This window comes from Rossellomorea sp. y25, assembly GCF_038049935.1.
GTDB lineage: Bacteria > Bacillota > Bacilli > Bacillales > Bacillaceae_B > Rossellomorea.
Genome location: NZ_CP145886.1, coordinates 56,642 through 68,215, shown reverse-complemented (window position 1 = coordinate 68,215; position 11,574 = coordinate 56,642). Strand labels below are relative to the sequence as shown.

14 protein-coding genes are annotated in these 11,574 nt (G+C 41.4%); all 14 read right to left on the bottom strand.

Annotation, left to right across the window (positions count from 1 at the left end):
* Positions 1-63 precede the first annotated feature (63 nt).
* Complete coding sequence (locus AAEM60_RS00345; RefSeq protein ID WP_299746342.1) at positions 64-294, bottom strand: anti-sigma-F factor Fin family protein; 231 nt, start codon at positions 292-294, stop codon at positions 64-66.
* Between the two features lie 133 nt (positions 295-427).
* Positions 428-985, bottom strand: coding sequence for an aminoacyl-tRNA hydrolase (gene pth, locus AAEM60_RS00340; RefSeq protein WP_299746345.1), 558 nt, complete (start codon positions 983-985; stop codon positions 428-430).
* 84 nt (positions 986-1,069) lie between these two features.
* Positions 1,070-1,723, bottom strand: a complete 654-nt coding sequence (locus AAEM60_RS00335; protein WP_299746348.1) for a 50S ribosomal protein L25/general stress protein Ctc — start codon at positions 1,721-1,723, stop codon at positions 1,070-1,072.
* Positions 1,724-1,946: 223 nt separating this feature from the next.
* On the bottom strand, positions 1,947-2,906 hold the full coding sequence (locus AAEM60_RS00330; protein ID WP_044340628.1) for a ribose-phosphate diphosphokinase: 960 nt from the start codon (positions 2,904-2,906) through the stop codon (positions 1,947-1,949).
* Positions 2,907-2,919: 13 nt separating this feature from the next.
* On the bottom strand, positions 2,920-4,293 hold the full coding sequence (gene glmU / locus AAEM60_RS00325; RefSeq protein WP_341357225.1) for a bifunctional UDP-N-acetylglucosamine diphosphorylase/glucosamine-1-phosphate N-acetyltransferase GlmU: 1,374 nt from the start codon (positions 4,291-4,293) through the stop codon (positions 2,920-2,922).
* Positions 4,294-5,010: 717 nt separating this feature from the next.
* On the bottom strand, positions 5,011-5,304 hold the full coding sequence (gene spoVG / locus AAEM60_RS00320) for a septation regulator SpoVG (protein ID WP_032085215.1): 294 nt from the start codon (positions 5,302-5,304) through the stop codon (positions 5,011-5,013).
* A gap of 171 nt (positions 5,305-5,475) precedes the next feature.
* Positions 5,476-5,850, bottom strand: coding sequence for a RidA family protein (locus AAEM60_RS00315; protein WP_341357224.1), 375 nt, complete (start codon positions 5,848-5,850; stop codon positions 5,476-5,478).
* 15 nt (positions 5,851-5,865) lie between these two features.
* Entirely contained in the window at positions 5,866-6,702 is an 837-nt protein-coding gene (purR, locus tag AAEM60_RS00310; protein ID WP_299746364.1) for a pur operon repressor, read from the bottom strand.
* Between the two features lie 71 nt (positions 6,703-6,773).
* The gene (gene ispE, locus AAEM60_RS00305) at positions 6,774-7,628 is read right to left on the bottom strand and encodes a 4-(cytidine 5'-diphospho)-2-C-methyl-D-erythritol kinase (protein ID WP_299746370.1); all 855 of its coding nucleotides are present in this window, start codon (positions 7,626-7,628) and stop codon (positions 6,774-6,776) included.
* Between the two features lie 233 nt (positions 7,629-7,861).
* Positions 7,862-8,044, bottom strand: coding sequence for a small, acid-soluble spore protein, alpha/beta type (locus AAEM60_RS00300; RefSeq protein WP_299746376.1), 183 nt, complete (start codon positions 8,042-8,044; stop codon positions 7,862-7,864).
* 129 nt (positions 8,045-8,173) lie between these two features.
* Positions 8,174-8,443, bottom strand: coding sequence for a Veg family protein (locus AAEM60_RS00295; protein ID WP_032085220.1), 270 nt, complete (start codon positions 8,441-8,443; stop codon positions 8,174-8,176).
* Positions 8,444-9,009: 566 nt separating this feature from the next.
* Positions 9,010-9,888 (bottom strand): sporulation peptidase YabG, encoded by an 879-nt coding sequence (gene yabG, locus AAEM60_RS00290; protein ID WP_299746386.1) that lies wholly within the window; start codon positions 9,886-9,888, stop codon positions 9,010-9,012.
* Between the two features lie 250 nt (positions 9,889-10,138).
* A complete protein-coding gene (rsmA, locus tag AAEM60_RS00285) occupies positions 10,139-11,017 on the bottom strand; it encodes a 16S rRNA (adenine(1518)-N(6)/adenine(1519)-N(6))-dimethyltransferase RsmA (RefSeq protein WP_299746391.1) in 879 nt (292 codons plus the stop codon).
* Positions 11,010-11,570 (bottom strand): ribonuclease M5, encoded by a 561-nt coding sequence (rnmV, locus tag AAEM60_RS00280; protein WP_299746395.1) that lies wholly within the window; start codon positions 11,568-11,570, stop codon positions 11,010-11,012. The genes rsmA and rnmV overlap by 8 nt, the downstream gene beginning before the upstream one ends.
* Positions 11,571-11,574: the final 4 nt, after the last annotated feature.

Here is an 11,574-nt window from a genome sequence, read left to right as displayed (position 1 = left end):
GGATCTTTCTATATATCTCAGGTTGTAAACAGAAAAATGCTTTGGTTCGCAACCAAAGCGTTCTTACTGAATGATATGATCTAATTGATGATAGTCCGGATTTCTTTCCAGACTCTCCTGACAATCTTCACAGATGGTCTTTACTTGGATATCTCCGTTGTCTCGATACTGAACCATGTGTAACCGTTCTTCCTCTGACAGCGTATGAATCCCGAGCTGCTCTGAATGAACAGATACGTTTGAAAGTGTTCCAACATTCGTACCACAATGTCGACACTGATAATGGATCGCCATACCATTTCCCTCCATACACATTTATACAGTTAGTATGAACCTGATAGAAGGGAGTTATTCAACTCTTAAAAGGAATGATGGATGGTTTCACCAGGATGATTCATTTGTCTTGGAAGTTCAGTATATGAAACCCTTAATTGAATTTATTCATCACTTCGAGGAAAGGTTTATCAAACCATGTTTCACATGCTTCGACACTGGCAGAGATCGCCTTATCAAGCTCCGCCTGATCTTCCTTATTAAACTTACCAAGTACGTAATCCGGAACGCTCATCCCGTTGACAGGACGGTCGATTCCAACTCGAAGACGATTAAAGTGTTGAGATCCTAAGTGAGCGATTGTCGATTTAATGCCATTATGACCGCCTGCACTTCCTTTTTGTCTTAGCCTTAATTTCCCTACTGGTAAGTCCAAATCATCATAGATGACAAGCAAATCTTCCTCTTTAATATCAAAATAATCCATCAGGGGGACGATGCTTTCCCCAGACAAGTTCATATAGGTAAGGGGCTTTAATAATATGATTTTTTCACCTTTATAATGGTACGTCCCGTATACGCCTTTAAACTTTGACTGATTCAACGAAACTCCCAGTCGATCTGCTAAAGCATCTATAATAACAAACCCGATATTGTGTCGTGTTTTCTCATATTGTGATCCCGGGTTTCCCAGTCCAACGATTAACTTCATTTCTAACACCTCTTCTGACCTTATACTTCTAGAATAACGTAAAAAGCGCAACCTGCAAAAGGTTACGCCAAAAAATATTGATTTTTATTCTTCCGTTGACTCACTTTCTTCATTGGCCTCTGATTCTCTTCCTTCTTCATTCTCAGGAGTACCAGCTTCCTGCTCTTCGCCACTGTCGATCTCTTCTTCTTGTCGAGGAGCAAGAATGGAAGCGATCGTACGATCATCCTCTTCGTTAAGAGTGACGCTGTATTTGTCCCGGATATCACTGATTGTGACCGTTTCTCCGACTTGTAGGTCGGCAATATCGACTTCAATTGATTCTGGGATATCCTTAGGTTTAGCAGTAACAGAAACCTCATGTAATGGCTGCTGCAACACCCCTCCGTCTTTCACTCCAGGCGCTTCTCCTACAAGATTGATACGAACATCGGCATCAATTTCCTCTGACATATTCACAGCAAGAAAATCAACGTGCGTAACAGCATCCTTCAAGTGGTCCTGTTGATAGTCACTTAAAATGACGTTTTGTTTATTACCATCTACGTTTAAAGAAATTATCCCGTTTCTTCCTACTTCGCGAATCGTTTTGATAAACGTAATGGCATCTACCATAATAGGTGTATTATCTGCTTTGTAGCCGTACACGACTCCAGGAATGTTACCCTCGTGTCTCAACTTGGTTAATGAAGATCGTTTAAAATCTTTTCTAGTATTTGCTTTTAATTCGGTTGCCATGTCTAATCCAACACCTTCCCTAATCTTTTATGTTAGTTAAAGTTCTATATATAGTAATTACCCTAATATGATTTGAAATAAACATAGAAAAATCAATTCATTACAGGAAGAGTGCTCTGGGAATGTTGTCAGAGAGGGAATAAGGCAGAATGACAAAAAGAAGAGCCCGACCCTCAAAAAGGGCAGGCTCTTCTTCATATGCACAAACTACAAATATTAATTCTTAATCAAAAAGCGTGCTGACAGATTGTTGTTCATAGACACGGATGATGGCTTCACTGATTAGTGGAGCCACTGACAACGACTTCACTTTACCGATCATTTTCTCTTCCCCTAGTGGGATGGAGTTCGTCACAACCAACTCTTTAATATTTGAATTCTCGATGCGCTCGATGGCCGGACCTGAAAGAACAGGGTGCGTACAGCAAGCAAAGACTTCTTTCGCTCCGTTTTCTACTAACGCATTGGCAGCCAGCGTGATCGTACCTGCTGTATCAATGATATCATCGATCAAGATGGCGATTTTCCCATCAATATTACCAACGATGTTCATAACCTCTGCAACGTTCGGTTTTGGACGACGTTTATCAATGATGGCAATCGGTGCTTTCAATCGTTCCGCAAGCTTACGGGCTCTTGTCACTCCTCCGTGGTCCGGGGATACGATCACAAGGTCTTCATTATTGAATCCTCTTTCTTCAAAGTAATCCGCAAGGATCGGAACACCCATTAGGTGATCAATTAGGATATCAAAGAAACCTTGAATTTGAGGGGCATGCAGGTCCAGCGTAATAACGCGGGTAGCACCGGCAGTTTCTAACAGGTTCGCAACCAATTTAGCCGTGATCGGCTCACGCGCTCTTGCTTTACGATCTTGACGGGCATAACCATAATAAGGCATAACAATGTTAATCGTTTTAGCAGATGCCCGTTTCAAAGCATCGACCATAATAAGAAGCTCCATCAGGTTTTCGTTTACAGGCTGACAAGTAGACTGAATGACGAATACATCACAACCACGGATACTTTCTTCAATGTTAATCTGGATTTCACCGTCACTAAAACGCTTAACAGAAGATTTCCCTAATTCTACTCCTACTTCATCCGCAATTTCCTTTGCAAGATGATAGTTTGAATTAAGGGAGAAAATTTTTAATTTGGAATTAATATAAGAGTTTGGCATTGTGGACCTCCAATTATTTCTTATGGTTTAGATTTTGAACATAGTTTTCTTTATTTACTTGGCGAGCTCTTGCAATTGAAAGAGACTCTCCTGGAACATCCTCAGTAATAGTAGAACCGGCAGCAATGTAAGCACCTTTTCCAACTTTGACAGGCGCTACCAGATTTGAATTACAGCCTACAAATACACCATCTTCAATCTTCGTCAGGTGTTTGTTTTTCCCATCATAGTTCACTGTGATCGACCCACATCCAATGTTGACGTCACTTCCAACCTCTGCATCTCCAATATAGCTTAAGTGAGATGCTTTACTCGCTTTACCAAACGAAGCCTTCTTAATTTCAACGAAGTTACCAATTTTCACTTCATCCTCAATGGTCGAAGCCGGACGAATGTGAGCAAATGGCCCAATATGAACATCCGATCCGATCGAGCTGTCATGGGCAACAGATTGCTTCACGACTGTTCGGTCGCCGATCTGACAATCCTTCACCTCGGAGTTCGGTCCGATCATAGTGTCTTCACCGATTGTGGTGCGGCCCGTAAGAACCGTACCCGGAAGGATAACCGTATCTCTGCCAATCATAACATCGGCATCGATATACGTATTGTTCGGATCCTTTATCGTTACACCATTGCGCATATGGTATTCATTGATGCGCTTTTTCATCGTGATTTCTGCTTGAGAAAGTGCTACACGGTCGTTCACACCCAATGTCTCATCAAAGTCACTTGTTTGGTACGCACTTACGATTTCACCTTCAGATTGGAGAATCTCAATCACATCCGGTAAATAGTACTCGCCTTGTACGTTATCATTCGAAACCTTTTTCAGGGCATCGAATAACGCTTTATTATCAAAACAATAGGTTCCAGTATTGATTTCTTTCACGTTTCTCTCTTGATCAGTTGCATCCTTATGTTCAACAATGCGCTCCACTAAACCTTCTTGATTGCGGATGATACGTCCGTATCCATCAGGAGATTCAGTGTGACCAGTCAAGATAGTCGCTTTCGCACCCTGTCCTTCGTGATGCTTCACTAAAGCTTCCATCGTTTCTCCTTTAATGAGCGGTGTATCACCACATACCACTAAAGTAGTGCCTTCTAAATCACCTAGCACATCTTCAGACTGCATGACAGCGTGAGCGGTACCTAACTGCTCAGCCTGAAGAGCAAAATCACTCTTTCCCTCTAAATGCGACTTCACAAGCTCAGCACCGTGACCAACGATTGTGACAGTCTTTTCTATATGTAATGTTGAAATTTGGTCGACCACATGTTCCACCATTGGCTTGCCACACACAGGATGAAGAACTTTGTAAAGCTTCGACTTCATTCTCGTACCTTGCCCAGCAGCTAATATAACGGCATATCTATTTGTCATTTTTGGTCCTCCAATAACCTTTTTATCCATAACGAATATATCCTAAAAACTCTATCATTTCAAGGATTCAAATAAAAGTACATATATTTGTCAAACGAAAAGCGGAGGCGGCTTGGTCAGGCCCGACAAGCATATGATGAATTGACCGGAAAGGCGCCCTTTGCCTTTTTGGTCAATTTAGCTTATGACCTCGAGCCTTTAAGCCCTGGAGCTGGACAAGACGAAAAGTGGAGGCGGCTCGCTAGCCAGAAAAGTCCGTGTTCACAATTTGGCACAAGTTTGACCGAAAGTGGCACAACAAACCCCAATAATGGCACAAGTTTTCCCGAAAACTGCCTCTACAAACATTAAAAGTGCCGCAACACTTCCGCATTTCCAGCTTAAAAAGTACTTTCAAACGACCTAAATCAGCCATTTTCCCTTAAGGGCAGCGACACCGTCATTTAATTGAGCCGTTTTCATTAAACACATGCCATTCCTAGTTCCATTTTATCCATGTTTTAGCCCGGATCTCGCTTTTTCAGACAAGCTATCCTATTATCAACATCTATGTCGAATTTTCTTTTCCTTAAAATACAAAAAAAATAAATTAGAGGTTTCAACTCTCCAAACATCGGGGTATACAAAAAGCGTAAGAACTGCCACTTTTAAATGCTCGGCTCTTAAAGACAAAAAAAAGAGCCTTACAAAAGTAGGCTCTTGATGCAATAGATTCTATTAGGAAGCCCCAGCTTCTTCTAACTCAACTTCTTCTAACTCACCTAGACGGTGATACTCAGCTAAAACGGCATCTTGGATCTTGCCGCGAGTACCCGAATTAATTGGGTGAGCAATATCACGAAATTCCCCATCTGGAGTTCGCTTGCTTGGCATCGCTACAAATAAGCCATTGTTCCCATCAATTACACGAATGTCATGAACAACAAATTCATTATCCAGCGTAATAGATGCGATAGCTCTCATGCGACCATCGGTGTTTACTCGGCGTAATCTTACGTCTGTTACTTCCATTCTGTTCACCACCTTTTTCCCTAGATGAAATCTACTCTATGTATTCAACGAATTATTTAGATATTCCTTCTTAAATTGTAAAATTTTTTGAAAAGTTTTATTTTTTATACCCTTTCATCTATTTCATTTGAACTACACTTCTTTTTTGACACAAAAAAACACCCGTGAATATTACTTCACGAGTGCGATTACTTCGATCTCAACCAAGGCATCTTTAGGTAAGCGGGCTACCTCTACACAAGAACGAGCAGGCTTGTGGTTACTAAAATACTCCCCATATACTTCATTGATCGTACCAAATTCATTCATATCCTTAATGAAGACAGTGGCTTTTACCACTGTTTCCAATGACGCCCCAGCTTCTGATAGTACGGCTTGAAGATTACGGAACACCTGATGCGTTTGTTCCGCTACATCCCCTTCCACCATAGTACCTTCTGCTGTCAGAGGAATTTGTCCTGAACTATAAAATAAATTATTTACGACAATCCCCTGAGAATATGGACCAATTGCTGCTGGTGCTTGCTTAGTAGAAACTACACGCATTTTAAATGCCTCCCCTTATGGTAGAAATGTTAAATTTGATTGAAAGTAATTTCCTTCCGTTAATGAAATTTGTTTATCTTTTTCATTCACATCAGACAATTTTAATAATGAAACATAGTCATCCACTAGTCGATCATCGATACTATTGGATTCAACTAAAACACCGATGCCAGATAAAGTAGCCGAGAACTCTTCCAGTAAGTTCTTCATACCGTTGATGGTTCCACCGGCCTTCATAAAATCATCGACAACCAATACTTTAGACCCTTCCTTCAAACTTCTCTTGGAAAGTACCATAGATTGGATTCGCTTCGATGAGCCGGAAACATAATTGATGCTCACAGTCGATCCCTCTGTTACACGACTATCCCGCCTAACGATGACCACTGGAACATTTAAGTATGAGGCAATAGCATTAGCAATCGGTATCCCTTTTGTCGCTACTGTCATGATGACATCAATATCTTTCTCAGCAAAAGCTGACGCCAGTAACTTCCCGACACTTTTCATAAGCTGAGGATTGCCCAGCAGGTCAGTCATGTATAAATATCCGCCTGGCAATAAACGATCTGAGCTTTCCAGATGAACACAAAGCTCATCTATCATTTCTTTCGCTTCCTGACTGTTTACCTTTGGAACATATTTCACTCCACCGGCTGCCCCGGGAACTGTTTGAACAGTCCCCACACCCCGTCCTTCAAATGTTTCCTTTACTATCGTCAAGTCCTCACTGATGGAAGACTTTGCAGAACCGTACCGCTCAGAGAAAAAAGTTAAAGGAACAAGTTGGTGGGGACGTTCTAATAAATAATGCGTCATATCAATTAATCGTTCACTACGCTTAAACTTCACCAAAGAAACCTCCTAAATCCGAATATTATAATGTAAATATATCATTAATATACGGATTTCGGCAAGAGGTCTTAATCTCCCAGCATGCGCACCGCGAACACTTGATCACAAAAACCCCTTAAACCATTATAGATTCGATGAAGTCTTGATTCATATTGCACTAATCCATATACTGTCGGGCCGCTTCCGCTCATTAGAACAGCATCGGCACCAAAGCGCTCCATTTGGTCTTTTATTTGGGCCACTTCAGGGTGCATATCCAATGTGACTGATTCAAGTACATTCCCAAGATTGGAGCATATATCATGATAATTTCCATGTTCCAAAGCTGAAACCATGGCGTTTGTATTCGGATGTGTAATGTTTTGCAGATTCAAATTTTTATAAACATCTGCTGTTGAAACTCCTATTGTTGGTTTCGCCAAAATAACCCAGCAATTTGGTGGAGCAGGAAGGTGTTGGATCTTCTCACCTCTGCCTGATGCTAAAGCTGTACCCCCGTAAACACAGAAAGATACATCTGAACCAATTTCGGAACCAAGTTCTGCCAGCTCATCCATACTGAGACCTAAATCCCATAATCGATTTAACCCTTTTAAAGTTGCTGCTGCGTCACTGCTCCCGCCTGCTAATCCTGCTGCTACAGGTATCACTTTATCAATGGAAATTGCTACCCCTTTTTTGATATTCAACCTCGTCTTTAAAAGCTGTGCAGCCTGATAGGCAAGGTTTCTTCCATCGTCCGGTACAAATCGATTATGCGAGAGAATCTTAATCGTATCATCAGAAAGATTCGTAAGCTCAATTCTATCTGCTAAATCAATTGTTGTCATAACCATCTCAACTTCATGGTAACCATCTGAACGTTTATGTAAAACATCAAGTGATAGGTTAATTTTTGCCGGCGCCTTCACTAATAACCTCATATCATCACCTTCTTACCAATACTCTTTGTTATATTGTATCATACACTTATTATTGAGAGTGTTAACTTCTAAACATACTCATACAAGTATGTTATTTTATCACGTAAAGTACTGATAGGAAAGATTGTCTTGTCCTTATTAAAACAGGGGCCGCCTGAAAAGCACTACACTTTTAAGGCGACCCCCTGTATATGGTACTGATAAAAGATGTAATCCTGTACGCGTGAAAAGAGTTAGTGAGGACGATTTTCAGATAATCGCTGACTTGCGAGCTCAACTGCGCGCTTCACCATATTACCTGCATCCCGTGACGTGATTCCACCCCAACCATCTTTCTGAACAACATCATAGAATCCCAATTCCTGAGCGATTTCTTCTTTTAATTGATCAGACATGATTCCTCTTCTTCTGCTCATAAGTCTACCTCCTTTAGATGTACCACACGTTTAGTATGTGTACAAAAGGACAAAACATAACAAAAGGAAGGGAGCGCTATCTATGTAAATCATGAAAATCAGACAAATAAAAAAGCAGCAAACAATTGTCTACTGCTGGCTAAAGATGATATTTCCTGTTGCTTCATCATAAAATGTTAATTGAACTGTCTCAGTGAGAACATCTGCATAGCTGTAAGAAACTCGTTCGAACGCATTCTCTTCTTGATCCAGTTGAACAACGAATACAGAAGGATACGTTTCGGCTAGAACACCTGAACGCTCAATTGTTTTTCGACGTCCACCGTTTGCTTTAAGCATTAAACGTTTCCCCAGATTAGAATCAAGGGATCTTTTAATGTCGGCTAATGTTTTTGGCATTTCGCTTCCACCTCACTATAATCAAATATAACACATTATGTAATTTTAGTCAAATAAATTTATTATTTTAACAAGAATCACGAACACCTGTCAATATATTTTATTCAACAAAAAGTACGTTTTTTCTACACACCTAACATTCCCCATACATTGAGAAATTATGTAAACAATAAAAGCGGAGGGGCTTTGCCCAGAGGCGACAAGCATAAGGCGAGCATGCCGGAAAGGCGCTTTTTGCCTTTTTGGCATGCTTGACTTATGACCTCGAGCCTCTAAGCCCCGGAGCTGGAAACAATAAAAGCGGAGGCGGCTTGGTCAGGCCCGACAAGCATAAGGCGGGTGCATCGGAAAGGCGTTCTTTGCCTTTTTGATGCACTTGCCTTATGACCTCGAGGGACTAGCCGCCGGAGCTGGATAACAATAAAAGCGGAGGGGCTTTGCCCAGAGGCGACAAGCATAAAACCACTAAAAAACCCACCTTACTAATCTATACATCTAAACACCAAATAGACCTTACAATTCACGCGGTAAATTGTAAGGTCTATTTGATTTTTGTCGAACATCCCCTAATCTTCTTCAGTAATTTTATATGGCATCCCAGTCCGAAGAACACCCTTCGTCTCGATTCCGCCAAGCCCTTTGTCCCCTGTTAACGTATTACGGATGACGTCCCAAACATTAACCGAGTCCTTAAACCCCGTAAAACAAATCTTAGCCACGATATATACTGGATCCAATGCATGGATATTAACTCTGGATGGAGAACTGGCGAAATTGGCTCCAGCATGAATGAGTGATTCAAAGTGGGATTGACAAGCACCCGCAAAGATCACCAGCTGGTCCAAGTGAGGAGATTTGCTCCGTGCCTCTCTCACTGCCTGAACAAAATACTTCGAATGTCGATATGCGTTAATATCAGCTTTGGTCCCTTTTGCCTTAGAATAGGCATCGTGACCAGTCAATACAATAATATTCGGTCTATATTTATCGATAAGGGACCCAATTTGTTCAGGCATTTCTGTCTCACTACAGTGAACACCTTTTACTGGAACACCAATTTTTTCATAAAGATCTAGACACTTTCTTAAATAGCTGGGATCTCCATCAAGATGAAGCACTTTCCCTGGAACTTGGAAATAGTTATAATCGTCTCGATAAGCATTCGTTACTCTATACTCCTGCTTATACTTGAGAAGCTCTATATCCTGTCGGAACAGGTCAAGAGATTGTTCCTCCTTTGAACGAAACTCCTGTGTAATACGATCCTGCTCTCTAGGGTCCATCTTCTTCAAATCATGAAAAGGAGCATCCGCTATTAATCGAAAATCTTCACCATACAGCACCGCCGTTTTTTGACCATCTATCATGCGGATATCTATCACTCGGAATAAAATATCACATTGATATGAAAGGCGACCTACGACATCATTGATTTCGATATTCACATCAGTCACTCCCATGGGCTAAACATTCGTTGATAAATTAAAAAAGGAAATAATAAGCCGAGGAGAATCAACGTTTATCTTATCCTTCTCAACACGTTCCTTATCATCAATTAAGTAAAGTAAATATTCCCTGTGATAACCTATGCAACCTTCTACTGTTCGGTGTCAATAAAATGGGTGTCCCTTGCGGAGTACACGGGAACAAGAAAATGGCTAAACGCACTTACACGTTTAGCCATCTATCCAAGCTTTAATTAAAGTTCGGGTATAACGCATCACTCAACCGGCCGAATTCCTGTATCGTCAGTGTCTCTCCACGGCGGGTAGGTTCAACCCCCGCAGCAGATAAAGCTTCGAGGATTAAGTCTTTCTTTTCTTTTCCTTGAGGAAGCTGACTGCTTAAATTGTTCAAGATCGTCTTTCTTCTCTGAGCAAAAGAAGAGCGTGTTACGGTAAAGAAGAAGTCTTCACTGATAACCTCGACAGGAGGCTTCTCCCGCTTCGTTAAACGGATGACGGCTGAATCAACATTCGGCTGCGGCATAAAGACCGTTTTCGGGACAGTCATGACCATCTCGGCCTCTGTATAGTACTGTATGGCAATCGAAAGAGATCCGTACGCTTTTGTTCCGGGTTGGGCTGAAATGCGGTCTCCTACTTCCTTTTGAAGCATGACACAGATCCCTCTGATTGGAAGTCGCTCCATCAACAGCTTAAGAATGATAGGTGTAGTGACGTAATAAGGGAGATTGGCCACTACCATAATGTCTTCGAACCCTTCAAACTCTTTATTAATAATGGCTTCAACATCCGCCTCTAATATATCTTCATTGATTATTTTAACGTTTTCGTAAGGGGATAGTGTATCGGCCAGAATAGGAATCAGTCGCTGGTCGATTTCAAAGGCAACGACCTTTCCCGAGGTGCGCGCAAGATGTTCTGTTAACGCACCGATTCCAGGCCCAATCTCAATGGCTGCGGTTTTCTCAGATAAACCTGCGTATTCCGTTATGTTCCTGAGGATATTAGGATCGATCAAAAAATTCTGACCCAGGCTCTTTTTAAACGAGAAACCATACTTACCTAATATCTCTTTCGTACGTATCGGGGTGGCAATATCTTTATGCATGTTCTTCCTCCTGAATAATTTCCATTAAAGCTTTTTTAAACTCTTCTTTTTGAATATTGAACATCCTTAATCGTTTATGCAGCTGTTTTCCATTAGTGTATCCGATTCTAAGCTTCTCACCAAGAGCAATTCTTCGGTCCTTCGACTGAGCACTCCCGATTAAGCCTGCATCAATTAAATCCTCTTTTGAGATAACCTCTTCCTGCTCAACATCCAGCACATGAGCCTCTCTTAAAGACTCTCTTATGATATCTGGCGAAGCATGCTCTACTCCTATTCCTCTGCCTGACTTTGGCAGCGCATCCTTCTTATGTACAAAGGCATGTTTACAACCCGGTACCGCTTCACTCACAATCTTCCGGATACGTTCACCCGGGTAGTCCGGATCGGTAAAGATGATTACGCCTCTTTTTTCCTGGGCGTGTTTTATTTTCTCTATAGTAGCCGGAGACACAGCAGAACCATTCGTTTCAATCGTATCTGCATTGACAGCACGTTGAATGGCTACCGTATCGTCCTTTCCTTCCACTACGATGATTTCTTTAATTTTCATAATT

Bases quoted from the DNA above. Each gene is read 5' to 3' on its own strand.
- spoVG (WP_032085215.1), bottom strand. From the start codon at position 5,304: ATGGAAGTAACAGACGTAAGATTACGCCGAGTAAACACCGATGGTCGC.
- AAEM60_RS00300 (WP_299746376.1), bottom strand. From the start codon at position 8,044: ATGAGCAGAAGAAGAGGAATCATGTCTGATCAATTAAAAGAAGAAATC.
- ispE (WP_299746370.1), bottom strand. From the start codon at position 7,628: ATGAGGTTATTAGTGAAGGCGCCGGCAAAAATTAACCTATCACTTGAT.
- glmU (WP_341357225.1), bottom strand. From the start codon at position 4,293: ATGACAAATAGATATGCCGTTATATTAGCTGCTGGGCAAGGTACGAGA.
- rsmA (WP_299746391.1), bottom strand. From the start codon at position 11,017: ATGCATAAAGATATTGCCACCCCGATACGTACGAAAGAGATATTAGGT.
- AAEM60_RS00335 (WP_299746348.1), bottom strand. From the start codon at position 1,723: ATGGCAACCGAATTAAAAGCAAATACTAGAAAAGATTTTAAACGATCT.
- rnmV (WP_299746395.1), bottom strand. From the start codon at position 11,570: ATGAAAATTAAAGAAATCATCGTAGTGGAAGGAAAGGACGATACGGTA.
- AAEM60_RS00295 (WP_032085220.1), bottom strand. From the start codon at position 8,443: ATGCCAAAAACATTAGCCGACATTAAAAGATCCCTTGATTCTAATCTG.
- AAEM60_RS00315 (WP_341357224.1), bottom strand. From the start codon at position 5,850: ATGCGTGTAGTTTCTACTAAGCAAGCACCAGCAGCAATTGGTCCATAT.
- AAEM60_RS00345 (WP_299746342.1), bottom strand. From the start codon at position 294: ATGGCGATCCATTATCAGTGTCGACATTGTGGTACGAATGTTGGAACA.
- AAEM60_RS00330 (WP_044340628.1), bottom strand. From the start codon at position 2,906: ATGCCAAACTCTTATATTAATTCCAAATTAAAAATTTTCTCCCTTAAT.
- pth (WP_299746345.1), bottom strand. From the start codon at position 985: ATGAAGTTAATCGTTGGACTGGGAAACCCGGGATCACAATATGAGAAA.